22 protein-coding genes are annotated in these 25,312 nt (G+C 42.3%); 13 read left to right on the forward strand and 9 right to left on the reverse strand.

Annotated elements, in window-relative coordinates:
• The first annotated feature begins 239 nt into the window (after positions 1 to 239).
• Positions 240 to 1,118, forward strand: coding sequence for a TIGR02587 family membrane protein (locus ABF638_RS26610; RefSeq protein ID WP_435025897.1), 879 nt, complete (start codon positions 240 to 242; stop codon positions 1,116 to 1,118).
• Complete coding sequence (locus tag ABF638_RS26615) at positions 1,115 to 1,513, forward strand: TIGR02588 family protein (protein WP_435025898.1); 399 nt, start codon at positions 1,115 to 1,117, stop codon at positions 1,511 to 1,513. Before ABF638_RS26610 ends, ABF638_RS26615 begins: the two co-directional genes overlap by 4 nt.
• Before the next feature lie 111 nt (positions 1,514 to 1,624).
• Here the strand turns inward: ABF638_RS26615 and ABF638_RS26620 are convergent, their stop codons facing one another.
• The 5 genes from ABF638_RS26620 to ABF638_RS26640 form a co-directional block, all read right to left on the reverse strand.
• Complete coding sequence (locus ABF638_RS26620) at positions 1,625 to 2,392, reverse strand: ChaB family protein (RefSeq protein WP_435025899.1); 768 nt, start codon at positions 2,390 to 2,392, stop codon at positions 1,625 to 1,627.
• A 216-nt stretch (positions 2,393 to 2,608) separates the two neighbouring features.
• A complete protein-coding gene (locus ABF638_RS26625) occupies positions 2,609 to 3,148 on the reverse strand; it encodes a Dps family protein (RefSeq protein WP_435025900.1) in 540 nt (179 codons plus the stop codon).
• Positions 3,149 to 3,502: 354 nt separating this feature from the next.
• Positions 3,503 to 3,859, reverse strand: a complete 357-nt coding sequence (locus ABF638_RS26630) for a hypothetical protein (RefSeq protein ID WP_435025901.1) — start codon at positions 3,857 to 3,859, stop codon at positions 3,503 to 3,505.
• A gap of 880 nt (positions 3,860 to 4,739) precedes the next feature.
• Positions 4,740 to 5,840 carry a glutamate--cysteine ligase gene (locus ABF638_RS26635; protein WP_435025902.1) on the reverse strand — a complete coding sequence of 367 codons (1,101 nt, stop codon included), beginning with the start codon at positions 5,838 to 5,840 and terminating at the stop codon, positions 4,740 to 4,742.
• Between the two features lie 24 nt (positions 5,841 to 5,864).
• Positions 5,865 to 6,680, reverse strand: coding sequence for a class I SAM-dependent methyltransferase (locus ABF638_RS26640; RefSeq protein WP_435025903.1), 816 nt, complete (start codon positions 6,678 to 6,680; stop codon positions 5,865 to 5,867).
• Positions 6,681 to 6,919: 239 nt separating this feature from the next.
• Between ABF638_RS26640 and ABF638_RS26645 the strand changes: the two genes are divergently transcribed.
• Together ABF638_RS26645 and obgE are read left to right on the forward strand one after the other, a co-directional pair.
• Positions 6,920 to 7,597 carry a Mo-dependent nitrogenase C-terminal domain-containing protein gene (locus tag ABF638_RS26645; protein WP_435025904.1) on the forward strand — a complete coding sequence of 226 codons (678 nt, stop codon included), beginning with the start codon at positions 6,920 to 6,922 and terminating at the stop codon, positions 7,595 to 7,597.
• 74 nt (positions 7,598 to 7,671) lie between these two features.
• Positions 7,672 to 8,700 carry a GTPase ObgE gene (obgE, locus tag ABF638_RS26650; protein ID WP_181930056.1) on the forward strand — a complete coding sequence of 343 codons (1,029 nt, stop codon included), beginning with the start codon at positions 7,672 to 7,674 and terminating at the stop codon, positions 8,698 to 8,700.
• Between the two features lie 157 nt (positions 8,701 to 8,857).
• On the opposite strand, the gene ABF638_RS26655 is transcribed toward obgE, so the two are convergent.
• Positions 8,858 to 11,950 carry a PAS domain-containing sensor histidine kinase gene (locus ABF638_RS26655; protein ID WP_435025905.1) on the reverse strand — a complete coding sequence of 1,031 codons (3,093 nt, stop codon included), beginning with the start codon at positions 11,948 to 11,950 and terminating at the stop codon, positions 8,858 to 8,860.
• Positions 11,951 to 12,256: 306 nt separating this feature from the next.
• On the opposite strand from ABF638_RS26655, the gene ABF638_RS26660 reads away from it, so the two are divergent.
• The 3 genes from ABF638_RS26660 to ABF638_RS26670 all read left to right on the forward strand — a co-directional run bounded on the left by ABF638_RS26660 (position 12,257) and on the right by ABF638_RS26670 (position 14,067).
• Positions 12,257 to 12,862: a vWA domain-containing protein gene (locus ABF638_RS26660; RefSeq protein ID WP_069071218.1), complete on the forward strand. Its 606-nt coding sequence runs from the start codon at positions 12,257 to 12,259 to the stop codon at positions 12,860 to 12,862.
• A 56-nt stretch (positions 12,863 to 12,918) separates the two neighbouring features.
• Positions 12,919 to 13,524, forward strand: a complete 606-nt coding sequence (locus tag ABF638_RS26665) for a vWA domain-containing protein (protein ID WP_069071219.1) — start codon at positions 12,919 to 12,921, stop codon at positions 13,522 to 13,524.
• A 147-nt stretch (positions 13,525 to 13,671) separates the two neighbouring features.
• A complete protein-coding gene (locus tag ABF638_RS26670; protein ID WP_435025906.1) occupies positions 13,672 to 14,067 on the forward strand; it encodes a salt stress protein, Slr1339 family in 396 nt (131 codons plus the stop codon).
• A gap of 76 nt (positions 14,068 to 14,143) precedes the next feature.
• Here the strand turns inward: ABF638_RS26670 and ABF638_RS26675 are convergent, their stop codons facing one another.
• The 3 genes from ABF638_RS26675 to ABF638_RS26685 all read right to left on the reverse strand — a co-directional run bounded on the left by ABF638_RS26675 (position 14,144) and on the right by ABF638_RS26685 (position 16,692).
• Positions 14,144 to 14,491, reverse strand: coding sequence for a winged helix-turn-helix transcriptional regulator (locus ABF638_RS26675; RefSeq protein ID WP_435025908.1), 348 nt, complete (start codon positions 14,489 to 14,491; stop codon positions 14,144 to 14,146).
• 111 nt (positions 14,492 to 14,602) lie between these two features.
• Entirely contained in the window at positions 14,603 to 15,877 is a 1,275-nt protein-coding gene (locus ABF638_RS26680; protein WP_435025909.1) for a sensor histidine kinase, read from the reverse strand.
• A 140-nt stretch (positions 15,878 to 16,017) separates the two neighbouring features.
• Positions 16,018 to 16,692 carry a response regulator transcription factor gene (locus tag ABF638_RS26685; protein WP_181930049.1) on the reverse strand — a complete coding sequence of 225 codons (675 nt, stop codon included), beginning with the start codon at positions 16,690 to 16,692 and terminating at the stop codon, positions 16,018 to 16,020.
• Between the two features lie 99 nt (positions 16,693 to 16,791).
• On the opposite strand from ABF638_RS26685, the gene ABF638_RS26690 reads away from it, so the two are divergent.
• The 6 genes from ABF638_RS26690 to ABF638_RS26715 all read left to right on the forward strand — a co-directional run bounded on the left by ABF638_RS26690 (position 16,792) and on the right by ABF638_RS26715 (position 25,163).
• Positions 16,792 to 17,184 (forward strand): hypothetical protein, encoded by a 393-nt coding sequence (locus ABF638_RS26690; protein WP_435025910.1) that lies wholly within the window; start codon positions 16,792 to 16,794, stop codon positions 17,182 to 17,184.
• Between the two features lie 244 nt (positions 17,185 to 17,428).
• Positions 17,429 to 18,778, forward strand: coding sequence for an efflux RND transporter periplasmic adaptor subunit (locus ABF638_RS26695; protein WP_435025911.1), 1,350 nt, complete (start codon positions 17,429 to 17,431; stop codon positions 18,776 to 18,778).
• 262 nt (positions 18,779 to 19,040) lie between these two features.
• Entirely contained in the window at positions 19,041 to 22,214 is a 3,174-nt protein-coding gene (locus ABF638_RS26700; RefSeq protein WP_435025912.1) for an efflux RND transporter permease subunit, read from the forward strand.
• 445 nt (positions 22,215 to 22,659) lie between these two features.
• Positions 22,660 to 23,019, forward strand: a complete 360-nt coding sequence (locus ABF638_RS26705; protein ID WP_435025913.1) for a hypothetical protein — start codon at positions 22,660 to 22,662, stop codon at positions 23,017 to 23,019.
• A 395-nt stretch (positions 23,020 to 23,414) separates the two neighbouring features.
• Positions 23,415 to 24,215 (forward strand): class I SAM-dependent methyltransferase, encoded by an 801-nt coding sequence (locus ABF638_RS26710; RefSeq protein WP_435025914.1) that lies wholly within the window; start codon positions 23,415 to 23,417, stop codon positions 24,213 to 24,215.
• 210 nt (positions 24,216 to 24,425) lie between these two features.
• Positions 24,426 to 25,163 carry an SDR family oxidoreductase gene (locus ABF638_RS26715; RefSeq protein WP_435025915.1) on the forward strand — a complete coding sequence of 246 codons (738 nt, stop codon included), beginning with the start codon at positions 24,426 to 24,428 and terminating at the stop codon, positions 25,161 to 25,163.
• Positions 25,164 to 25,312: the final 149 nt, after the last annotated feature.

Below are 25,312 nucleotides of genomic sequence, written 5' to 3' on the forward strand. Positions count from 1 at the left end.
GCGATGTCCAGATCCCCGACTTCTTCGAGAAGTCGGGGATCTAATTTTTCACGAAGTATTTATGACTGCTATATGCATCTTCATAGAGAATGAGATATAGCGGTTCTCGTTCACGTGAGCTACACCCGTAGGGGCAATTCATGAATTGCCCCTACACCTTGCGATATAATTTTGTACCGCATCTGAGTGTGAACCGCTATAAGTCAAAGCAAATTTTTAAATAAAAGGAAAGTAAAGGAGTGCCAACAAAACGTCAAAAAAATGTCTGGAGGAGTGAGATTAATGACATCATTCGGGGTGCTTGCGGAGGATTTTTATTTGGCATACCCTTGCTGTACACAATGGAGGTTTGGTGGATTGGATCGCTGGCAAAACCACAACTGATGATGATGGCGATCGCATTGATGTTTGTTGTAGTTTACTTGCTTAATCAGATAGAAGGCTTTCGGAAACGCAGATATACCGGGCTAGCTCATCAAGCCGCAATGGATACTGTAGAAGCGATCGCGATCGGACTAGCTTGCTCTACCTTTGTACTGTTACTACTACGAGAATTGACACCAGAAACTTCCCTAAGGGAATCTTTAGGTAAAATCATCTTTGAAAGTGTGCCCTTTGCTCTCGGTGTAGCATTAGCCAACCAGCTTTTAGGAGATATTGAAAACAGCAATGGAGAAAGACAAGCAACCAACAGCACAACTAAGAAGACAGGGGATGAGTTAAACGCCACCTTCGCAGATTTGGGTGCAACTCTAATTGGTGCAACTGTAATTGCATTTAACATTGCTCCAACAGATGAAATTTCCATGTTAGCAGCCGCAACTTCGCCAGCTTGGGAATTAGCAATGATCGCCGCATCTTTGTTGATTTCTTATGGCATTGTATTTCAGGCAGGCTTTTCTGACCAGCAAAAGCGAAGACAACAAAAGGGAATTTTCCAACGACCATCTAGCGAAACTATTATGTCCTACCTAGTTTCGCTGCTAGCAGGGGCTTTTATGCTGTGGTTCTTTCAAAAGTTAACTTTTAGCGACCCTTGGACAATGTGGTTAGATCACACTTTGATACTGGGATTACCTGCAACTATTGGCGGTGCAGCCGGAAGGTTAGCAATATGACTAAAACAGAACAACGACCAAAGCGCTCAATCGCTGAGTGGGTAACATTTAGCATCGCCTCATTTATCCTAGCAACCGTTGTCAGTCTGGTAGGCTACACTTGGCTGAACGAAAAGAATCAACCTCCCATCCTTTCTGTTACTAAAAAAGAAACAATTAGGGAAATTGATGGACAATTTTATGTTCCCTTTGAAGTAGTTAATAGTGGAGGAGATACGGCTGAGTCAGTTCAGATTATGGCTGAGTTGCTGATTGACGGTAAAGTTACAGAAACAGGAGAGCAACAGATCGACTTTTTATCTAGTGGGGAAAGTGAAGAAGGCGCATTTATATTCAGCAAAAATCCGCGCCAAGGTCAGTTAAATCTGCGTGTTGGTAGCTATAAATTGCCATAAGTGAAGCATTTAAAACCGCAGACAAATACGGACTAATACAACCTCTAAGGGTGGACATCTAGGCCACCTTTAGAGGTTGTTGGAAAAGTCCTCTTGTCTTCTTGGAAATTCTTAAGCTTTAACCTTAGCTTTTGACCAAACGCCATTTTGATCTTCATCATATTGCTGATGAACAGACTCCCAGGCGGCTTGTTCAGCGGTGAACTCGTCATTTTTCTCATTGAAAACGGTGTTATAACGCTCAATGAATGTGCGTTGAGCTTCATCAGAAAGATGAGCGCGAACCTCTGGAGATAAATCTTCTGGACTGTTGCACTGTCCAGGACAAGGGCGAGCAAAGGTTTTTTCAATTGTGTTAATTTCTTCGGCACCAGCACTTTCGAGTAGCAATTGAAATTCGCCAGTGCGATCGCTCGGAACTTCTGCCATCAATAAGAATTCGCCAGCTTGTAAGCGGGTTTGGTAGATAGCCGCTTTATCTTCTGGCATCCCCAAAGTAGTTAAAACCGATACTAGACCAGCACCTGCACTACCTGCGATCGCTCCACTAGCAGCCCCTAGTAGCACTGCACCTATGGGCCCTGCTGCCACGATTGGGCCAACAAAAGGAATAAACAATACGCCTACACCTGTAAGCAAGCTGAGAAAGGAACCAAACAAGGAACCAAAAACGGCCCCTGTTCTCAAACCTCCCAGAATCACATCTTTTTTACTAATAAAGCCAGCAATTCTCGTTTCCGACTGGAAATTTCTGCCCATGACCGAAATATGATCTCTAGGCACACCCCTGTCTAGTAAACGTCGAATCACATCATCAATTTGCTTCTGTTCTTTGAATACAGCAGAAATGGTACGTTCTGCTTTATAAACTTCTGCCACTTAAATACTCCTTGTATTATGTTGTTTTTGCAATAAATATGGTGAATAGGTAGATGCAGGCAGAATGAACCCTGTGTGCAACTTTCTCTCAAACGTAATCCCAACACCCTCCCTACGTTCGTGCAGCGTGCCAAAAGCAGGGAAGGAAAGCAATAATCAAAGCCTCTCGGATTCTGGGGAGATAAATAGAATTGGGGTCTTAAAAAACGTTATGAGCTACACACCCACAGCAGTCTTACCTTTTGTTGCTGGCTGTTTACCATCTGGATCTATTGCTTCCCCTTCAATAAATGAACGCAGCATCCAAGCTATCTCTTCATGCTGTTCTAGTAGTCCAGTTAAAAAGTCAGCAGTTCCCTGATCGTGAAACTCTTCACCAGACTGATCTACATGGTCTCTTAAGTTGCGAATAACCTGCTCGTGATCATTTACTAGATTAGCTACCATTTTCGTTGCTGTGGGAACATTACCACCATGTTCTTTCAGGGTAGCAAGCTTGAGAAATCCCTCTAATGTGCCAACTGGATAACCGCCCAAAGTACGAACCCGTTCTGCCAAGGCATCAATATTTAGAGTTAGCTTTTGATAGTGTTCTTCCCAAAGCTGATGCAAAGAGCGGAACTGAGGACCGACAACATCCCAGTGGTACTTTTTGGTTTTCACCAACAGTAGATAGGCATCTGCCAAATCTTGATTCAACAGATTAATTACACCTTGACGCTGTTCTTCGGTCAAACCAATGTTTATCGCACGCATTGTTTTCCATCCCTAAGCAAACTTCTTTATTAACTTCTCAAATTTCCCACCTAATCCACATCAACCAAAGGAAACATTATGAGTTTAGATTAATTATCACATTACATAGTTATACCTATGCCTTAATAGGTAGTATTATTCAGCAAATTTAAGAATTAGCTATAGCAGTCCTATTTGATTTATGAGATTTAAAAGCATAAAAACCCCAATTTCCTAAAGAAATCAGGAGTTTTATTTGTCATTTTTATATTGAATTGAAGTTGGGAAATTAACATTACTAAGTAGTAATGGGTCACTGCTTTTAAGCAATCACCCATTCATTACTACCGAAAAATTACCAAGGTATTAACTCTGTTACTTACCTGTAACTTTGTCCAACAAATTCTTTACATTTTCTTCCACTGAGGTTGCACCCTGTGAATTTTCAGGACGTTTTTGCTTATCAATATCAGCAGCCCCCTGAACCTCATTGAGTCCTTGATTGGACTCCTTTTGAACCTTTTTCAATCCTTGAGGTGGTTCTTTAGCGGCTTCATCAGTTTTGCGCTGAATGTCAAGCAGTTGTGTAGTACCTTCGGTGGGGTTACTTTGGTAGCTATCCATTGCAAAAGCAGGAAAAGCATTAGAGAACAATAGTAAGGCGCAAGTAAAAGCGACAACTAGAACACGTACTGGACGTAACACAGATAAAACAGAAGCAACAATTTTCATTTGAAGTCCTCAATAACAGCTTTAACAACGCAAAACTTTCACTGAAAGAGTGGAAGCAAGTAACTTTATTTTGCAAAATTGAGCAATAATAAAACTAGCAAGCTACACTGCGATAGGAAAGTTATTGAAAAACGAACCTGACGAAGAAAGAAATTGTCTTTAGTATTTCTGCATATAAGAATTAGTTAGGGATAATAGGCAAATACCACCTTAATTCTTTAGCAAAATGATTACACTTCATATTGACGTTCTTCTTTCCAGGTTCCCTGTTTATACTTTTACTTTGAAAACGCTAACGTCTGCATCAATCTCTAGAATGAAGTTTCCTATATCTGTAGTTGCAATAAAATCAGTCTCTAGGCATATCGACTTAATATAGTTTTGGCAGGCTAATGCCTCTACTATTTATGTTCATTTAGCTCAACTTTATCCAATCAAAGGAATTTAATTGCTATGCACCTTAGAGGATATTTGTAAAGCATCAAGTTATATAAATATCTCCTATGACCCCGCCTTTTAAGCTACGGTATATACACAAGTCCTAAAATCCTTACTTGGTAATATACAAGCATTAGTAGGCAAGGTTTTGAGTTGAACAAGTTGATTATCAATATAGGAATCCGCTTTGATTTCTGAACTGATTTGCGTAGGCAGGCAATATGCAATAGGCAATAGGCAACAGGAAAAAAGGCTTCTTAGTTGTACTGAGTTTTTTCAGAAATCAAATATGAGTCCTATAGTGTCAATTTATTGATAAAGATATAACGTAAAATCAAGGATTTTAAAAATCATTTTCCGTTCTTTTCTGTCCATTTGATTCTCAAATCGACTTGTGTATACACGGTAGCTTTTTAAAGGAGAGAGGAAATGAATCTTACCTTTAAAGTTGATAAGTCTGCCTTATTACCTCTTCTATTGAACTTAGGCGATGGAACTTTTCTATGAATTCATGGGATCTTGTTTTTCGCTTCGCCAGCAGCACCTTTAACGGCGTTAAATAATGAACATCTAGGTCATCTCCTAAAGCAACTTCAGCTGCTTGTAAGACTTTTGTCGCATTCCCAAAAATATCCTCATTGTCAAACCCTTCTTTTGCAGAAAGTTGGTGTAACATTGCATTGGGAACAGTTGCTCTACCCAGCAAGGTTTTATCTAACACCAAACCTTTCAATAATGTCAGCAAAGCCGCATAGATAGAAAAATCATCACAACTATCACAAGCTTTAAATTCAATGCGTCCCACTTCAGCCGGAATGCGGGCGATTTTTGTCAAGGAAGGTATGCTATTAATTAGTTGTTCCTGCTCCTGAATAAAAACCAGGGCTGCTGGTCTTTTTCCAGTTCTGATAAACGTTCGTACCGATAATCCATCCCATAAACCTCCTTTATAAAAAGGGGAACTATAACTAAAAGGGACAATATAGGGACTGTAATAGGTTAACTTTTTGCCAATATCAATTACATCTTCAGTAGATAAATCCGCCACTGAGATATTTAAATCTGGGCCATAAGACACCATGTGAATATTAGCGGTTTGTTCATCAGGATAAGCCTCTAGCTGTTTGATTTCATAATCATTTAATGGAGGTTGAGGCTCAAAAACCGGATTGTAGGGATTAAAACTGACCAAAACTGGTGATAAACCAAAGTTAGCAGCAACCTCACGTAGCAAGTTAAAACTTTCTGATAATTCAGTAATCGCACCTTGAATATCAGAATGTATAGTTGTTCTAATTTCGATACCTTTAACATGACAGTCTATCACTTCATCGGAATCTGCAAATCTTTCAAATCCCTCAATGTACCATCTTTTCATCTTAATACCCGCATCCCCAACCCGTAGTTGAGGATAGTCGCTAGGGTATGTGGGTAGCTTTTCAATAATTTGATTCAAATCAGCAAATTTTGTGTGGGAAAAATCAGCAAACTTTCCTTCTGGGTTGAGGAAAGCGACTTCATGCTCAATGCCAAATAAAAACATTATATATACCTTTATTTCTTATCTTTAACCTACTTTAACTAATGCCAAACGAGACGAATCGCACAGAGGAGGAAATAACATCAGTAAACGATTCATTAGAGAAAAACGTCGGCGATATTTAGTTGGCAGATTGGCATAATTACAGACTTCCATTACTTCGTAACATGAATTCCAGTCTTTAATCTTATGAATATTTGAGATACCCCAATCAAATTTTGCTGAGGTGTATTTGAGTGAGTCATGGTGCTTTTGATTCTTCACAATTAGCGGTGATAAAGAATCAAAAGCAAACCACGAACCAGGAAAATACTGCAAAAGATTTGCAAACAATAGCTTCACTTCCTGTTCATTGAAATACTGCAATACGCCTTCGGCGACAAACATAACAGGTTGTTTAGTAGTAGATTTGATATGCTCAATCCAATTGGTATCTAGAGCAGAAGCCGCGATTAATTTACGGCGTTCCGTTTCCTCAAAAAACTGTCGTCGCAGAACCATGACATCCGGTAAATCTATGTCAAACCAGCAAACCTTGCCGTTATCTACTCGCTCAAAGCGTGTGTTCAGTTCTGCACCAATCTCGATAACGGAACCTTGCGGATGTTGATTGAGGTAGTTGCGTACCCAGTTGTCGAGGATATTTCCTCGTAAACAACAGCCTATCTGAGAAGATTTAGCAGTAGTAAATTTATCAAATTCGTAGTCTATCGCTGCAAGAATCTCAGCTGATTTAGGATCTACTATAATTGGATCTGCTGCCTGAAGCTCACAAGCTCTAGCCCAGAGGGTAATTAGTAGTGTTTCTTGAATGATGCCGAGGTTAACTTTGGTTTTATTCATGAATACCTCCACAACACAGATTAAATCTCCCTTTTTAGTTTAAGTAGAAAAAATTCTCAAGATTACTCTCAAATGGATTTTACCCCAAGACCGACTGTTGCGATTTGAAAACTTCTCTGGTTGATTTCTTGAGGTGGCTACGCTTACGCACTTTCTTGATTTTTGCTGTCCCCACTATCTTCATAGTCACTGTGTAGGGTAGCTTAGTAGTGACTGAGGAAAGCTTGAGACGTGAGTTTATGACAAGTACCGTTCAATCCCCCTACAGCAGCGAACAAATTGCCGCTTGGTTGCGTGGGCTGCTTACTATTGCTTGGGCTGATGGTAATTTTGATGCTCAAGAACAGGAATTAATTGCCAACATCACCAAAGATGAATTAGCTCCTAAGATTCAATGGGACTCACTAGAGATAATTACGCCAGAAGAATTGGCCGCAGTCTTGGGTAAAGGTACACCAACAGCGGAAAATTTCTTAAGGACAGCGGTGATGGTAGCGATCGCTGATGGTACTTATTCTCCCAGCGAAGATCAAGTTCTGCAACAGTTCTGCCAAGCCTTAGAACAGCCGGAGAATTTCCTGGAAGCCCTTCGCCACACCCTGGAACACCCGGAGAAAATTACCCCTAATACCCTCACAAATGGACTTACAAAACGTCAAATTGATGCACTACACCCCCTACGTGAGTGGCTAGATGGGCTAGATATCCAAGATCCAAGAGTAGCCCGCTTTTTGTGTAAAATGATTCCCTCCCAATGTCCCTTTGAGCGGGATGTCACTTTATTTGGACGCAAGATTGTCCACATCCCGCCGATGTGTAAAATTAATCCCTTGTATGATCAACTGGTGGGCTTACGTTTCCGTGCCCTCTCCTATCTGGCAGATAAATGCGGTGAAGATGTTTCACCATATATTTAGTTAAAGTGAAGAGTGAGGAGTTATAATTTGTAACTCCTAATTCCTAACTCCTCACTTTTCACTATTATTTAAGTATGCAATTTATCGACCAAGCAAAAATTGAAGTTGAAGCTGGTAAGGGCGGCGATGGTATTGTCGCCTTCCGGCGGGAAAAATACGTGCCGACTGGTGGTCCCTCTGGTGGTAATGGCGGAAGAGGCGGTTCGGTAATTTTCGTTGCGGATGAAAACCTACAAACCTTGCTGGACTTCAGATATAACCATCGCTTTCAGGCAGAAAAGGGGACTCGTGGTGGCCCAAGTAACTGCACCGGAGCCGGAGGAAAGGATTTGATCATCGAAGTTCCCTGCGGTACAACCATTTATGATGCTGAAACTGGCGAATTGCTGGGGGATTTAACTGAGCCTAAGCAGACTTTGCTGATTGCCCAAGGTGGTAAAGGCGGACTGGGAAATCAGCATTTCTTGAGTAACCGTAACCGCGCCCCAGAATATGCCCTCCCAGGATTACCAGGGGAAATAAAGCAGCTGCGCCTGGAGTTGAAACTTTTGGCAGAAGTGGGGATTATTGGCTTACCAAATGCTGGTAAATCCACTCTAATTTCATCTTTATCAGCAGCACGTCCAAAAATCGCAGACTACCCCTTCACTACCCTGATCCCAAATTTGGGTGTAGTGCGGAAACCTACTGGCGATGGTACTGTTTTCGCCGACATTCCCGGACTAATTGAGGGCGCGGCTCACGGTGCAGGACTGGGACATGATTTCTTGCGCCACATCGAGCGGACGCGAGTGCTACTTCACTTGATTGATGCCACTAGCGATGATGTAGTTAGAGATTACAACACAATTAAGGAAGAATTACAAGCTTATGGACGGGGTTTAGCAGAACGCCCGCAAATTTTAGCGCTGAATAAAATTGATGCAGTTGATCGGGAAACTGTCGATTTAGAAGCGTTAGCTACCCAACTTAATCACCTCTCCTACGCCCCGGTTTTTGTGATTTCAGCAGTTACCCGCACTGGGTTAGAACCGATGTTACAGGAAATTTGGGGAATTCTCGACCAAATGAAGGTTCCTGAAGAAGTTGAAGCATTTAGATAATTACTAATTCGTAATTCGTAATTCGTAATCAATATTTTCAGAAGGGGTAGCTGTCGGTGGTAGAAATACTTTGTTTTTTACTCACGGGGTGAAAGCTGTTAAAATTACGAATTACGTAGATTGCTTCTCACCAGAGGTAAGTATTATTAATTACAAATTATGTGGACGCATCCTGAATCAGGGGAATTTTAATCATAAACTCAGCGCCTTGTGCTGGCTGCGAAAGACATTTTAAGGAACCGCCATGTCTTTCTGTAATGATCTGGTAGCTAATGGCAAGCCCCATCCCCGTACCTTTGCCGATGGGCTTGGTGGTAAAGAAGGGGTCGAATAGTTGTTTTCTAACATCTTCTGGTATTCCCAATCCATTATCGGCAATCGTAATTGTTACTTGATTTGGCTCCTCTAGTTGAGTGCAAATGCGAATTTGCGGGGAGGTCATTTGCTCTACCCTATGGGCGTTTTCCCAATGGATAGGACAAATGGCATAGGCGCTTCGCCTTCCCGCAGGGTATGACTCTTCCAAAGCATCGATCGCATTTGACAAAATATTCATAAATACTTGATTTAGCTGCCCAGCATAACATTGAACCAGCGGGAGTTTGCCGTATTCTTTGATTATTTCGATTGTCGAGCGTTGCTCATTACCCTTGAGGCGGCTTTGCAAAATCATCAGAGTACTGTCAATTCCCTCATGGATATCAACAGCTTTCATTTCGGCTTCATCCAAGCGCGAAAAATTCCGCAGGGAAAGCACAATCTCCCGAATACGGTCTGCCCCAACTTTCATTGAGTTGATTATTTGTGGCAAATCTGATTTCAAAAAGTCCAGTTCGATTAGTTCTACAAAATCCTGAATTTCTAGCACAGGTTCAGGATAATGATTTTGGTAGAGTTGCAAAAGTGAAAGTAAATCTTGGATGTATTCTTTGGCAGGGTTGAGGTTGCCATAGATAAAATTCACCGGATTGTTAATTTCGTGTGCTACTCCTGCAACTAGTTGACCCAAACTGGACATTTTTTCAGTTTGAATCAAGTGAATTTGGGTGTGTTGAAGTTCGTGGAGTGTTTCTTTGAGTTCTTGGGCTTGTTGTCGTAGTTGCGCTTCTGACTTTAGCAGGGCTTCCTTGGCTTGTTTACGTTCTGTAATGTCCCTAGCAACAGCTACCTGACAGAAAGGCTCTCCTGTTTCAGGATGTTTAACCATGAATATGCTGCAATCAGTGGGAATTTCTATACCTGTTTGGAAATGTCTATGGCGAAACTCACCTTGCCAGAAACCATGTTGAGACATTAAAGGAATAATTTGTTGTATCAACTCTGCAAAAGCTTCTGGTGAATGAAAATCATCCATAGACTTAGTTTTAGCTGCTTCCAGGCTAGTAAGTCCCACCATATTGAGTCCGGCAGGATTCACATAGAGAACTTGCCCTTCCATTGAAGCAATGCCAATAAAGTCACTGCTGTTTTCAATCAATGCTACAAATTTTTGCTGTTCCTCTTCTGCTCGTTTGCGTTCTGTGATGTCTAACACCATTGAGGCAATGCCAATCACCTGGCCATCAGGAGCCACTAAAGTGTTGTTATACCACTCACAGACCATCTTTCTGCCATCTTTAGTAACGTTTTCGTTGACACTAAGATTTCCTCCACGTTGTGTTAACAAGGCGGTGATAATCTCATTTACTTGCTTTCTAGCGTTTTCAGGTACTATGGTCGCAAAACTAGTCCCCAGCATTTCCTCTGTGGTGTATCCAAAGATTCTTTCTGCTGCCCGATTCCATGTCTGAATCTCAAAGTTGCTATTCCATTCAATAATGGCTAAAGGTGTTTGTTCAATCAGCAACGCCAGTCTTTGCTGTGAAGCCCTAAGTTCTGCCTCTGCTTGCTTGTATTCGGTAATATCGCGGTAATACCAAATCCTGCCGTAATAGTCTCCTAAAGGTGATGTATCATCACAAGCCCCTTGCTGTTTACGCACGGGTGCAGAATAGCGCTCAAAAATCTTTCCAGACTTGAGGAAAATTTCATCACGGCTGCTTTCCTCTGGATGCTGGTAAAGATACTCCACCTTAGCCAGAAATTCGTCTGGATTTACTAGTTGGTCTAGTACCCATTCCACGAGTTGGCGATCGCTCCCTGCTTGGAGTAGTACCGCAGGAATTTGCCATAATTGGGAGAATTTCTGATTAAATGATGTAACTGTAAGATTTTCATCAATAATCAGAATTCCGTCAATGGAAGCTTCTTGTTGAGCTTGCAGTACAGCATTCATGCGGTGTAGGTCTTTCTCTGCTTGCTGGCGATCGTGCAGCGCCGCAAGCTGTTCGCTGATGTCGCAAATCAAGCAACGCCAGCCGACCTGCTGACCCTGTGAATTATACATAGCAACCATCCTGATCCGAGCAGGAAAGGCTGTACCTCTTCGTGGCTGTAGATAGGCTTCCCAATCCTGCACCTGCTGCAAATTTGCCAGTTGGTTCATGAAGGTTTGGCGGTCTGGTTCAGCGACAAACAGGATTAATGGTTTACCCACAAGATACTTTTGTCTCACAGATAGTAAGGCTGCGGCTACATAGTTAGCCTCTTTGATAATGCCGGCTACATTAATTATTAAGTAAGCATCCGGGGCGAGATCAAACAAATCCTGGTAACGCCGATGCTCTAATTCAGCCGTTTCACGAGCGATCGCTAATTCTTCGTTTTGTTGGCGCAGTTCTTCTTCAACTACCTGAAGTTCTTCTAGGGTTGCCCGAAGTGCTTCACAGGTTTCCATAAGATCAGTAGTATCAGTAACTCTGCCAGTTATACCCAGAACTTTTCCGGCTTCATTCTGTAAAATGATGTCTCGAATACTACCTACCAGAAATTTATTACCCGTCTCATCCTCAAAGCAAGACTTTTTTGTAGAGATGAGATGGGTTATACCCTGAGCATCGGTAAAAAGATCGTGGTTTTCATTCGTAATATTTGTGGTGAAAACCAGTTCATCTTTTTCGCGGAACACATCAGCTTCTACTTGAGGAAAAAAATCATAGTCTGACTTACCAATTAATTCTTCTCGGCTATGACCGACGAAATCAGAGTAGTTATCGTTAAGTAATACCCAGCGATGTTGGCGGTCTTTCACAAAAATTGGGTCAGATATGCCATTGATCATCTGATGCAGAAACGCCAAGGAGATGTTTTGCGGCTGCGTGTTTTGTTTTTGCGCGGGGTTGGGGTTATTTAAGAATTTAGGATGGTTCATACCCGAATTTATCTTTAAAATCGAGCTAAACAAAAGCTGTTTAGCTACGTATATGCCAGCATGATTAGTTTTTATTATTCCCAGACTAAATACGGATGCAACAACCAAACCATTCTCTAACTTTTATTGTTTCCAGGGGATTGGGGACTGTGAAACTGCGGGAACAAAGGCGCACTAGCGATCGCATTTATCTAATGAGGTGTGTTTTGTTGACTAGTAGAATTGATACAAAAGCTTAAAAGCCTTGCTTACAGGTAAAAAAACGGAGTTAGACTAGAATTACAGGGTAACAATTAGAGGAAGATTATGATGAGCGATCGCGACTATACCTTAATCATTGACAAAAGCGGTAGTATGTCTACACCCGACCAAGTGGGTGGTAGAAGTAGATGGGAGATAGCCCAAGAGTCTACTCTCGCTTTGGCAAGAAAGGCTGAACAGTTTGACCCCGATGGCATCACCGTTTACGTTTTTTCTGGTAGATTTAAACGCTACGATGATGTCACCTCAGCCAAAGTTGCACAGATATTTCTCGAAAATGACCCTGCTGGGACGACAAACTTAGCAGGTGTACTTCAAGATGCTCTCAATAACTACTTTCAACGCAAAGCAGCTGGTAAAACCAAGCCAAACGGAGAGACAATTTTAGTCATCACCGATGGTGAACCAGACGATCGCAAAGCTGTGTTTGAAGTCATCATTCATGCGACTCGTCAGATGGAACGTGATGAAGAATTAGGAATTTCAATCATTCAAGTAGGTTCAGATGCCCAAGCAACTAAGTTTCTGAAAGCTTTGGATGATCAATTGCAAGGTGTCGGCGCTAAATTTGATATTTGCGATACCGTCACTTTAGATGACTTAGAAGAAATGAGTCTTGTTGATGTATTGACGAATGCCATAACTGACTAATGTGTTGATCACTTATAGTCCAGTAACCCTTTAACTATTAACTGGAGAATTTAATCATGCTAGAAAATCGTGACTATACCTTGATTATCGACAAAAGCGGCAGCATGGCAACCCAAGATCAAAAGGGTGGTAGAAGTAGATGGTTTGCAGCACAGGAATCTACTTTAGCTTTAGCTAGTAAATGTGAGCAATTTGACCCAGATGGCATAACTATTTACGTATTTTCTGGTAAATTTAAGCGGTACGAAAATGTCACATCTAGCATAGTAGGGCAAATTTTCCGAGAAAATGACCCCTCTGGTACAACTGATTTAGCAGGTGTGTTAAAACACGCAACTGATGATTATCTTCAACGTAAAGCAGCCGGTCAAACAAAGCCAAATGGTGAAACAATTTTAGTGGTTACTGATGGTGAACCGGACGATCGCAAAGCAGTCATGAGGGTAATTATTGAAGCTTCTCGTCGCATAGATAGAGATGAAGAATTAGCCATTTCCTTCATTCAAGTCGGCACAGATCCACAAGCTACCCGCTTTCTCAAAGTCTTAGACGATGAACTCCAAAGTGCTGGTGCTAAGTTTGATATCTGTGACACCATTACTATGGAAGATATGGAAGATTTGAGTCTATCGGAAGTGCTACTCAATGCCATTAATGACTAGTACAATTCGGCGTAAATAATCCACGCATTGGAAATATCTAAAACCCTACGCAGTGGTAATTACGTTAGCATAGCGGGGCGTAGCCCATTACGAATTACGAATTACACAAAGCGGTATTAGCTATACCATTTATTAGGAATTGCAAAAATGGATTCCATTGATAAGCTATTAGCTGAACTCCAAACTGAATACAAAGAAGTACAACCACAACAGCAGCAGTCAAAATCAGCTACAGCCAAATCGTTTATTCCAGCATCGCCAAAGTCAGCATCTTTTATGGATAACCTTTTGGCAGAAGTTAAGGCTGATTTTGCCGAAGAGGATGCTGCTATTGAGTTAAAAAGACAGCAAGAATTAGAACAAGAAAAAATTCGACAAGAACAACTCAAAGCCAAACAATTAGAGGTTTTGAAAGTGGAAGCAAAAAAATGGTTAGCCAAAGTAGATCCACTCTCGTCTGAAGGACTTTGGTTTGAAAAGTTTGCTGAAAGTTACTCCTCAAAATTAGAGGCCGCAATTGAGTATTTACGCAACAACGAATAAATTCATAATTTAAGAACATACAGATAAATCTGCTTGCTCGAATTGAAATTTAGTAAATATTATTTATTCTGTGTAATCAATATTCATGGTGATTTGTTCGAGCTAAATGTTGAATAGCCCATTCATGCATAGCATAGAGAATTGGTTGCAAAGTTTCTCCTAAAGGCGTCAACGAATATTCTACCTTTGGTGGAATTTGGGGATAAACTTCTCGATGAATAATGCCGTCTTCTTCCATTTCTCTGAGTTGTTGGGTTAGCATCTTTTGGGTAACTCCAGGTAAAGCCCGTTGCAACTCACCAAACCGTTTGACGCCAGTCATTAATTCTCTAATAATCAAAACTTTCCAGCGTCCGCCAATCACCTTTAAGGTAGTTTCTACTTCACAAGTAAGTCTGAGATGGTTTTCTGCTTCAGCTTTCATAGTTTTTTGTAGGAAATATCTTAATTGTAAGCTCCCTGTTCCCCTGCCTCTTCGTTTTTGATAAGTCAGGGTTCTGGGTGATTTTGGTCAAATTATTTTGAATTATTTTTGTCAAATTTTTAGGGGAAGGCTAATTTGAAAGGTGGAGCCTTGACCTAGAATACTATTTACAGTAATTTGCCCTCCGTATCGTTGCACAATTTGTTGAGCGATCGCAAGTCCGAGTCCAAAGCCGCCTGTTTGCCGAGATCGGACAGTATCTACACGATAAAAACGATCAAATATATGTGGCAAATCACTGGATGGAATGCCAATCCCGTTGTCTTTGACCTGGATTACCGCAGAGTGAGACTGAGTAAAAAGATACAATTGTATCTTACCGTCTGCTGGTGTGTACTTGAAGGCATTAGTCAGTAGATTAATTACAGCTTGTTTGAGCAAATTAGCATCGGCTTTTAACATGATGGGATGCTCTGGAAGGTGAGCATCGAAATTGAGATTTTGAGCAGGAGCTTGGGTGGTAAAATCCTGGGTAAGCGATCGCAATATCTCACACAAGTCAACAGGTTTTAATCCGGTTTCTGCAAGGGAGCCATTATGACGCGACAGGAAAAGCAGATCATTGATCAACGTACTCATGGACTTCGCAGTTTGGACGATATTTTGCAATCGCAATCTTTGCTCCACGGGGTCTTCGGGAGGCATCAGAGCAACTTGGGCATTGCTCAATACCGTGGCAACGGGTGCGCGTAATTCATGAGAAGCATCAGCTGTAAATTGCTGCAATTGCTGATAAGCACGGAGGCTTGGCCGCATTGCCAATGCGCCTAAAAACCAGCCTGTAATGCCTATTACACCAAAAGTCACGGGAACCCCGAAAGTTAAAAACAAGCGGGCTTGGTTTAGTCCAACGCGTAAAGAGTTCATTGGAACTGCCGTTTGGAAATAGCCAATTAGCACCTTACCTTCCAAAACAGGGAGTGTAACTTGGCGAACCCAGGTTTTTGTAGTAGGTAACTCTGAGCTTATTGGTGCTTCTATCGTTTGAAATCCGGGTTCTGCGGTCAACTGTTTGCCACCCGATGAACCAACAAATTGCAAAAGTTGTTTATTAGAGTTATACCACCGCGCATACATTAGCCCGCCATTCAACGATGCATCACTTTCTACAGGAGTCTGGCCGCGCTGATTTTGCCATTGACTTTGATAAAGCGAGTATTGGGTTTTGGCAGCAAAGGTTTTACTTTGTGAAAAGAGTTCGTCATCAAAAACCCGCAACTGTTCTTCTACACTCAGACAATAACCCACCCCTGCAAAAGCGAACAAAATTCCACCCATTGACAGGGCAAACCAGTGAGCGAGATTACGACGGCTATGATCAAACATTAGTCATTAGTCATTAGTCATTGGTCATTGGTCATTGGTCATTTGTCATTTGTCATTAGTTTTTCCTCCCCTGCTCCTCTGCTCCCCTGCTCCTCTGCCCTCCTGCTCCCCTGCCCCCTGCCCCTCTGCTCCCTGACGGCTTAGAAAGGCGGATTTATTCGATAGCCCATCCGATGCACTGTTTCTATCCAATCTTTTACACCAATGGTTTGTAGGCGCTGGCGCAAGCGGCGAACTAAGGTAGTAACCGCGTTACTTTCTGGTTCCTCTCCATAGCTCCAAAGGGCTTGCTCAATCTGATTATGAGATAATACTTGGCGGGGATGACGCATTAAATACTCCATTAATTGAAACTCCCGGCTAGAAAGTTGAGTTGTCAATGAACCAAGTTCGAGCGTCAAACTGGATAAATGAAGTTGCAAATCGCCCAAGCTAAGTATATCTCCTTGCCACATAGGCGATCGCCTTCCTAGTGCCCGGACTCGTGCCAATAACTCTAGAACATCTATAGGCTTTACTAAGTAATCATCGGCTCCAGCATCTAAACCCATTACTTTATCTAAAACCGTGTCTTTTGCCGTCAGCATCAATACAGGAGTCAGCTTACCTGCGCGTCGATATACTTGACACAATTCTACGCCACTCACTTTAGGCAACATCCAATCTAGAATCAGCAAGTCATAGTCTTTGCGAAAGGCAAACCATTGTGCTGTTTCCCCATCAGCGATCGCATCGACTGTATGCCCCACCTTTAATAAAGCTGCCCGCAGTGGCTCTAACTGCGATGTGTCATCTTCGACTAGTAAGATCAACATCCTATTTGCTCAGGTTGCCGTAATTTTTCCTTGCTAATTTTAGATTAAGGTAAAAGGATGACGCAAAAGTGACGGGAAACACTCAACCTGATACCTTCCATGCAGCAACTTCAATTTTTTCAAGCGTTGCGATCGTTAGGCTTTGTGTTTTGGTTGTCCTTGCCGTTGATTGGGTTAGTTTTTTGGTTGGGGAGCAGCTTTGTCGGAGATCGGATTTTAAGTCGCTCCAATCTCACCAAAAAATATCTGCTAGCGGATACTCAATCGGCACGACAGATTATGAAAAGGATAGTAGCAATCAAGGTGGAAGTTCTCCCCGAAGAAGGAATTTCACGGGTGAACGTTAAAACCAACAACTCAGTTCTCACAAGGATAGTATTTGAATTTCCAATCACAGATATAAGCCAACTTGAAGCCGCTCTTAGTCAAGAGTTAGGTTTACCCCGCGATCGCGTTAAAGAACTAATAGTTGAATCCAATGCATTATTGTAGAGACGGCGATTTATCGCGTCTTTATGATAATTTATCGCGTTTTTGATTTATACAAGGTCTAATGACCAATGACTATCCTTGACATTTCTTTGTCATATTTATCCAATAAACTACAGAAAAGGTAACGTAAATTTACTTTTATCTAAAATAGTTGACTGTTGATAGCGAACATTGGACTATTCATTGTTCACTTTCAACGGTTAATAGTTAGTACTTAACCCTCAGTAGCCCACCGTTAATCGCTATGGATACTTCTGAAACTGAAGTTTCAAAGGTTGAAACCCAATCAGATAGTTCTGTGCCTTCTGAGTTAGCACCGACTCGTTCAGGTAAACCTTGGTTCTGGAGATTGCTGATTCTATTTCTGGCAACCGGTGGCATTATCCTCTGGCGGATGTTCGCTCCTGGTGGCGCACCACGCTCCTCTGTTGCACAACAACAGGGGCCACCTCCAAAACCAATTGAAACGATCGCCTTGGCAACTGGAAGTGCTACCAGAAGTGTCCAGTTGTTGGGACAAGTAGAAGCAACTCAGCAGTCAACAATCCGCGCTCAAACTGGTGGAATTGTCAAGCAAATTTCAGTGCAACCAGGCGATCGCGTGAAAGTCGGAATGGCAATCGCTTTACTGGATGATACCGATCAGCAATTGGCAATTAGCCAAGCACGAGCGCAACTAGCACAACAACGGAGCAATCTAGCACGTTTGGAAGTTGGCACTCGTCCTGAAATTATTGCTCAACGGCAAGCGGCTGTCACATCTGCGAAGGCGCGAGAACTGGAAGCACAGGATAACCTGAAACGGACTAGCGATCTTGTGAAAGAGGGTGCTTTATCTCAAAGATTGTTAGTGGAAGCCCAAGCACAATTAAATAATATTCAAGGAGAACGGTTAGAAGCCGAGGCAGAACTTGCCGAAGCTAAAGCTGGGCCGATTCAAGAAGAAATTGCCGCTCAACGAGCAAATGTAGAAGCAGCTAAAGCCAGTTTAGCTCAAGCAGAATTAGCACAGCAGCGCACGCGGATTCTGGCATCGGAATCGGGTATAGTGCAGACTCGTCATATCAGCAATGGTGATTTAGTCCAAAGTTCTGGTGAAATTGTCACCTTAGTAGCAGGCGATCGCTTCGACATTTTCCTAGAGTTACCTGAAGAACTCAGTGGTAAAGTTACCCCAGGGATGACAATCGATCTCACAACTCGCGCTCTACCGCAATGGAAACAACGCGCCACCATCACTGCTGTAGTCCCTTCTGCCAATACAGCCTCTCGTCGCCAGATGGTGCGTGTCCAAATTAACAAACCCCCGTCAGGATTAATACCAGGAATGGCGATCGCAGGCAACTTAAATATGCCCTCAAATCGCTCCAGCTTTGTGGTATCACGAGATGCATTAACTAGAAGACAAAACGAGTGGCTAGTTTTTGCAGTTGCAGATGGCAAAGCTAGACAAATTCCAGTCGAGATGGTTTCTGACATGGGTAAAAATGTCGCAATTTATCATCCCACTTTACGCACCGGTCAACGCATTGTGCTACGTGGCGGTGATGGATTGCAAGATGGTGCGCCTGTAAAGATAGTTGATCCAACTTGAAGGAGGCAGGAGGCAGGAGGCAGAAGGCAGAAGGCAGAAGGCAGAAGGCAGAAGGTTGTAATTTAGATGAGGCTTCAACCCAGTCTAATTCCAGTCCACCAAATCGTCCTACCTCTCTTGTTAAAACATAGGTTGCACCACACTTCCATAGACTTCTTGCAGAAGTTGGTTAAAGAGGAAGAATCGTCTCTTTCTCCTTTAACCTTTCCTTCAAAATACTGGAAACCCAGTTTAAATATGATTTTCTGAATTACCAATTAATATGAACTTTATTGAAACCGCCGTTCGTTGGCGACATGGAACTTTTGTTTTGTTTTGCTTGCTAGCAATGTTTGGGGTATTCTCCCTACTAAAGTTACCCCTAGAATTGCAACCAGGAGGCGATCGCCCGGAAATTACAATCACAACTACATATCCCGGTGCAGGCCCAACAGAAGTAGAAGACCTAATTACCCGCCCCATTGAAGAACAAATGGAAGAGGTGCTAGGTGTCCAAGAAATTAGCAGTACTTCTCGTGCTGGACGCAGCAGCATCACCTTGGAATTTGCTCAAGATGCCAACGCTAGAGAACGGATGGTAGATGTCCTCAACCGCTTGCAGCAGGTGGGAAGTTTGCCCCCAGAAGCGCAGGAATCGAGTGTAGAACTGGTGGGTGGTAACAGTTCGCCGATGATGTGGATTCCGTTTGATACCAAAGACGGATTTAAACCGGATGCAGATCGTTATCGAGACTTAGCAGAAGAAGTGGTAATTCCCCGTTTGCGGCGAGTCGAGGGAACTGGACAATTTTTGTTAGTGGGTGGACAAGAACGAGAAGTTGAGGTGAAGGTTGATCCAAAAGCATTAAGCGATCGCAACCTCGCAATTGGTGATGTAGTACGAGTCCTTCAAGAAAACAACCGCGATATTCGGGGTGGGCCATTAATTCTCGGACGACGAGAATATCGAGTCCGCACCATCAGCAGATCGCAAGATTTATCGCAAATTGAAGGTTTTGTGTTGCGACGCGACCAATCGGGCACTGTTTACTTGCGAGATGTAGCAAAAGTCCAGATGGGACGCAAACCCCAAGATGGGGCGTTGGTGTTCAATGGCAAACCTGGGACAGCAATTGGTGTAATTCGGCAAATTGGGGCGAATGTGCCAGAGGTGGCTAAAGGCATCCGCGGGGAAATTGCGGCACTGCAAACTGAGTTTGACAAGCAAAATCAAGGCATTCGCTTTGTCTACAACTATGACGAGAGTCAGTATATCAATCAATCCATCGAATTTGTCCAAGGCAACTTAGTCAGTGGGGCGCTGTTAGCAACTATTGTCTTAGTTCTGTTCCTTGGTTCCATGCGTACCGTTGCAGTGGTGGCAATTACAATTCCCGTTACACTGATTATGGTGTTCATTGTCATGTCTGCATTTGGACGCACGTTAAATATCATCAGTTTGGCGGGATTGGCGTTTGCAGTGGGTATGGTCGTAGATAATGCGATCGTTGTGATTGAGAATGTTTTCACCCACATGCAACAAGGTAAAAGTGCGATGCGTGCAGCCATTGAAGGTACTCAAGAAGTTTGGGGTGCAATGCTTGGTTCCACCTTAACCAACGTAGTGGTGTTTGTACCCTTGTTAATGGTGACGGGTGAAGCAGGGCAACTCTATGCTGATATGGCGATCGCACTTTCTGCCTCTTCTCTATTCTCGCTGTTTGCGGCATTAACTTTAGTACCAATGCTATCGGGCTTGTTCCTCAAGCAATCGGAAGCCATGCAAATGATGCAGGGTGGTGAATACCGGGGCGGTAATTGGTTTGAACGGATGGTAGCCAAAACCTCTGCGGTGTTTCGTCATTTCCAAACCAAACTGGAAAACTTTCTCGTCGCTACTGTTAGTTGGTCACTGGGGCGTAAGCGGATTGGGCGCAGATTAATTGTACTGTCGATTCCGATTGTTTTACTCGTAACTAGTATTTTTCTCTTACCACCTGCCGATTATCTACCCGAAGGAAATCGTAACTTAGTGGTGTTGCGGGCGGAACCGTTACCGGGAACCAGTATACCCGAAGCGATTCGACAATCGGAACCTGTACAAAAATTTCTGCGATCGCAACCAGAAGTTGAGCGCATCATGTATGTTGACCGTCCAGGCGCACTGCGCGGTATTGCAACTATTTTAAAACCAGAATTTGCCACCACTACAGGACTCACTGATATGGTGGATCGGTTACGCGCCCAAAGTAGTAACTTTGCTGGATACCGCTTTGTGATCCCAACGCGGATTTCTATATTCCGCGATCCGGGGAAAGAATTTGAAGTGGATATCGTTGGCGCTGATTTAAACCAAATTGGTGATTTAGAAAAGCAAATTACCGGCAAATTGCGATCGCTTCCAGGGATTCAGAATGTCCGCTCAAACTTTGTCTTGGGTGCAGGAGAATTGCAAGTGATTCCCAACCGCGAACGCATCGCCGAAGTGGGATTATCAGAAGCGGAAATTGGTTCAATGGTAGAAGCAGCATTGGGCGGTCGAGTTGTTTCCAATTACATTGATGGCAAAGAAGAACTAGATGTCTCAGTAGAACTGCAAAATACTGCTGTGGAAACCCCAGAACAACTGCGCCAATTGCCTCTATATGCACAAGGGCGACAAGTGCAACTTGGGGATATCGCCGAAATCCGTGAAACTACGGGAGCCGATGCCATTAACCACGTTAATTTAGAGCGCTCAATTAGCCTCACCGTCTCCCTTGCACCAGATGCCCCCCTTGCTACCCTGGTAGAACGTGCCGAAGAAGAAATTCTGACTCCTCTGCGTGCGAGTTTACCAACGGGCTATCGCTTAGAACTAGCAGGTTCAGCAGATCAGTTGGCTACAACTGTTGGTCAATTAGCTGCTGCATTCGCAATTTCGATTTTGATTACTTACTTGTTACTGGTGGCGTTATATCGCTCATTCCTTTACCCAGTGGTAATTATGGCAACAGTGCCAATGGGTATGAGTGGCGCACTATTGAGCCTAGTAATCGCCAACATGATTCCGGGAATGAATGTGGCATTGGATATGATTACAGCCTTGGGATTTGTGATCCTTACAGGTGTGGTTGTGAACAACGCCATTTTATTGGTCGATCGCGCCTTGCAACTCCAGCAAGCAGGTGAGGATTATGATGCATCCTTATATAATGCGACAAGCGATCGCTTACGGGCAATTTTCATGTCTGCCGGCACTAGTGTCTTGGGGATGTTACCGTTAGCAGTTTTACCAGGACAGGGTTCAGAGTTATATCAGGGGTTGGGTATTGTCTTAACAGGTGGTCTGGCTTTTTCTACTATTTTGACTCCGACTGTTGTCCCGGCACTGATGGGTTTACTTTACGATATCTCTGGACGGAAATCGCCGCGATCGCCAGCTGCAAAAAAGCCGGACAAACTAGCTACTAATTAGGGTATTCACCTTGTGGGAAAGCAGCATATCTAAATGTTTATCTCATTCCTATGCTCTGCATGAGAATGGCTAGAGGCAGCAGCCCAGAAATTTTGATAAATGGAAAGCACGAGGCAGAGGGCAGTCTTGCTTCTGCCTCGTGCCTCCTGAAAGTTAGTAATTATTATTTATTAACTATTTTAAATATTTTTACTATCTGCTTAACTGTCTTAACTGTCCACTTAACTGTCTTAACTGTCTTAATTGTCCACTTAACTGTCTTAACTGTCCATTTAACCGTCTTATACTGCTATTGCATTTTATTGATAAAACTGAGATTATCTGTTTAATTAGATGACTACAAAGACAATAAATAAAGAAAAGTTTTAGTTTTTAATTAGGCTAAATAGATTTTACTGCCCTTGGTAATGTTTAACTAGCATATAAGGAATTGAGGTTGATTAAAATGGACGAAATCGTTAAAAAACTTGCCGGTCTGGGTCTTCCTGGTGTCATTCTTGTGATTCTAACGGTCACATCAGGAGGTAGTTCTGCCGCAGTAGCAGCTGCCATTACAGCGTTAGGAGGGCCTTTTGGCATAGTTGGAGGTATAGCCCTACTTGGTCTAATAACAGTTGTAGGGGATGCTGTAGCAGGATACGGACTTGAAGCCATTGTTAATGCTATTTATAAAGAACGTAGCAAAACCGAATCTGTTCAAGTTCTCCTTCAAGAAATTAAAGATTTACCGATTTCAGATGAGCTAAAACTCAAACTAAAAAATGAACTTAGCCCAGAAAATTTTACTGATACACAAGAGATTTAGATTCCAAAAACAGTTTAAATTGTTGAGGAGTAATTTTGATTACTAGTTGTTAGTTCATCTCAACTCAGTTTGAGGATATTCTATTTATAGAGTTTCCTAATAACATGAGGTACATCATAATTCCCTTGTCGCTTGCGGATGGGATTCTTGTACCTCACTCAAGCAATAACTACTATTATCTATAGCTAATTTTATGCTCATCAGAGCGAGAATTCTCTTCGTGTAAAAGCTAGCTGTTAGCCAGAAAAAACTGTTGTAATACCTCTAATCATAACACTGCCACAGGGAGCAAGTTAATCTAAGCTGGGAAATATATTTTTTGGATTATATATAAAGGCTCTGGTTTCACACTATTGGTATTTTTATAACAACTCTAAAAAAACATGTGAGTAAAAATGGATAAAAGCGAATATATCAGCAACTTTGACAGTTTAATTCTAAATCCAGGGACTAGAAAGATATATGGTCAAGAAGAGTTTTTCAATGTAGGTTATTGGCTCTCGGATACTCAAAATCAGCAGTCAGCCTGTTTTAACCTGATGGAAAAGCTTTTAGAATTTATTCCCGAAAAGAAGGGAAGTATCCTGGATGTGGGCTGCGGTTTAGGAGCAACTACCGGTTATCTATTAAAATATTATTCGCCTACTGATGTTGTGGGCATTAATATTTCGCCCCAACAAATTGAAAGAAGTACAGTTAACACCCCAGAGTGCAAATTTATTTGCATGGATGCTGTACAGATGGAATTTGAGGATAATTCATTTGATAACATCATCTGTGTTGAAGCAGCCTTCTACTTTGATAACAGGGAGAAGTTTCTCAAAGAGGCTTGGCGAGTATTGAAGCCAGGAGGTCATCTCATCCTCTCTGATATCATCTTTGAAAATATACAGTATTTCGGTGATTGGATTGTTCCACAGGAAAATATCATCAAAGATAAAGATATTGAGGAGTATAAAAATCTTTATCAACAAACAGGATTCCAACTCTTAAAATTTGTGGACGCAACAGATGAATGCTGGCTAACACATTACCGACATCTAAAATCTTGGTTGGCAGAGGAATTTAAAGCCAAAGATATAGATGAAGAAACCTATCAGGCAAATGTGAATGCGATAGATGGTTTATTAAATACTTCATCTATCGGTTATTTATTAGTTTCAGCAAAGAAGCCAATGAAGAGTGCTGAGTGCTGAGTTGGGTAAAAGTTATTTGATATAGGAATCCGCTTTGATTGCTGAAATTATTTGCGTACACAATAGGCAGAGAATAGGAAATAGGGAATAAGAAACAAGCGTTTTCAAATTGTACTGAATTTTTTCAAAAATCAAATAGGACTCCTATAGATAAAAATTTTTTTGATTGAAAAATAGATTGTATACTTTTTACTTTTATCAGGCGAAACAATGTTTAAGTTGCTATCAGGCAAGAAAGTGGTAATTCTTGGCATCAGTTCAGGGGTCGATCTGGCGATCACCCAAAAGATGGTAGAAGTAGGGGCAAAAGTTATACTTACCCACTCATCTCAAGAGAAATTAAATGAGGCGATCGCATTAATTTCTGGAGAAATTGAGGGCAAAACTGTTGATGTGTTGAATGAAGATTCAGTCAATGCTTTTTTTGAGCAGATTGGAAACTTCGATCATTTGGTTGTAACGGCTATGGGAGACAGAAATATGCCGCGATCGCTTTTAGCAGAGATGACCACACAAACCGCTCAAGGTGGGATGGATAAATTCTGGGGAACGTTCTTTGCTGTGCGTGCATCGCTGAAAAATATAGCGACTAACGGCTCTATTACCCTAACATCGAGTGTTACTATCTTCAAATCTTCAAAAATGGGTGGGATTTCTGCGATCGCAGCCGCAAATGGTGCCGTTGCCACCTTTGGGCGATCGCTGGCGTTAGAAATTTCACCGATTCGGGTGAATGTAATTGCCCCCGGACTGATAGAAGATATCAGTATTTGGAGCAGTCAAAGCGAGTCTGAACGCTCAGACCTAACAAAGTGGGCTGAAGCATCCTTACCTGTCCAGCATCTTGGGCAAGCAGAAGAAGTGGCGCAAGCAGTATTAAGTTTGATCGCCAATCCCTACATAACAGGAGTTATTTTGCCTGTGGATGGCGGTGTAACCTTGCTGTAATCATATTGAAGGAGGCAGGAGGAGTAAATCAGTAGAGGATTCGACCACTACTGATTTAGCGCCCAATTTATCAATATATAGCAATCCTAAATCATTCGTGAAAAATTAGATCCCCGACTTCTCGAAGAAGTCGGGGATCTGGACATCGC

Source organism: Nostoc sp. CALU 1950 (genome assembly GCF_051172895.1).
GTDB lineage: Bacteria > Cyanobacteriota > Cyanobacteriia > Cyanobacteriales > Nostocaceae > Nostoc > Nostoc edaphicum_A.

What these genes read in the sequence shown, in the direction of transcription:
- ABF638_RS26615 (WP_435025898.1), top strand. Translation starts at nt 1,115, where the DNA reads ATGACTAAAACAGAACAACGACCAAAGCGCTCAATCGCTGAGTGGGTA.
- ABF638_RS26625 (WP_435025900.1), bottom strand. Translation starts at nt 3,148, where the DNA reads ATGCGTGCGATAAACATTGGTTTGACCGAAGAACAGCGTCAAGGTGTA.
- ABF638_RS26630 (WP_435025901.1), bottom strand. Translation starts at nt 3,859, where the DNA reads ATGAAAATTGTTGCTTCTGTTTTATCTGTGTTACGTCCAGTACGTGTT.
- ABF638_RS26635 (WP_435025902.1), bottom strand. Translation starts at nt 5,840, where the DNA reads ATGTTTTTATTTGGCATTGAGCATGAAGTCGCTTTCCTCAACCCAGAA.
- ABF638_RS26640 (WP_435025903.1), bottom strand. Translation starts at nt 6,680, where the DNA reads ATGAATAAAACCAAAGTTAACCTCGGCATCATTCAAGAAACACTACTA.
- ABF638_RS26645 (WP_435025904.1), top strand. Translation starts at nt 6,920, where the DNA reads ATGACAAGTACCGTTCAATCCCCCTACAGCAGCGAACAAATTGCCGCT.
- obgE (WP_181930056.1), top strand. Translation starts at nt 7,672, where the DNA reads ATGCAATTTATCGACCAAGCAAAAATTGAAGTTGAAGCTGGTAAGGGC.
- ABF638_RS26655 (WP_435025905.1), bottom strand. Translation starts at nt 11,950, where the DNA reads ATGAACCATCCTAAATTCTTAAATAACCCCAACCCCGCGCAAAAACAA.
- ABF638_RS26660 (WP_069071218.1), top strand. Translation starts at nt 12,257, where the DNA reads ATGATGAGCGATCGCGACTATACCTTAATCATTGACAAAAGCGGTAGT.
- ABF638_RS26665 (WP_069071219.1), top strand. Translation starts at nt 12,919, where the DNA reads ATGCTAGAAAATCGTGACTATACCTTGATTATCGACAAAAGCGGCAGC.
- ABF638_RS26670 (WP_435025906.1), top strand. Translation starts at nt 13,672, where the DNA reads ATGGATTCCATTGATAAGCTATTAGCTGAACTCCAAACTGAATACAAA.
- ABF638_RS26675 (WP_435025908.1), bottom strand. Translation starts at nt 14,491, where the DNA reads ATGAAAGCTGAAGCAGAAAACCATCTCAGACTTACTTGTGAAGTAGAA.
- ABF638_RS26680 (WP_435025909.1), bottom strand. Translation starts at nt 15,877, where the DNA reads ATGTTTGATCATAGCCGTCGTAATCTCGCTCACTGGTTTGCCCTGTCA.
- ABF638_RS26685 (WP_181930049.1), bottom strand. Translation starts at nt 16,692, where the DNA reads ATGTTGATCTTACTAGTCGAAGATGACACATCGCAGTTAGAGCCACTG.
- ABF638_RS26690 (WP_435025910.1), top strand. Translation starts at nt 16,792, where the DNA reads ATGCAGCAACTTCAATTTTTTCAAGCGTTGCGATCGTTAGGCTTTGTG.
- ABF638_RS26695 (WP_435025911.1), top strand. Translation starts at nt 17,429, where the DNA reads ATGGATACTTCTGAAACTGAAGTTTCAAAGGTTGAAACCCAATCAGAT.
- ABF638_RS26700 (WP_435025912.1), top strand. Translation starts at nt 19,041, where the DNA reads ATGAACTTTATTGAAACCGCCGTTCGTTGGCGACATGGAACTTTTGTT.
- ABF638_RS26705 (WP_435025913.1), top strand. Translation starts at nt 22,660, where the DNA reads ATGGACGAAATCGTTAAAAAACTTGCCGGTCTGGGTCTTCCTGGTGTC.
- ABF638_RS26710 (WP_435025914.1), top strand. Translation starts at nt 23,415, where the DNA reads ATGGATAAAAGCGAATATATCAGCAACTTTGACAGTTTAATTCTAAAT.
- ABF638_RS26715 (WP_435025915.1), top strand. Translation starts at nt 24,426, where the DNA reads ATGTTTAAGTTGCTATCAGGCAAGAAAGTGGTAATTCTTGGCATCAGT.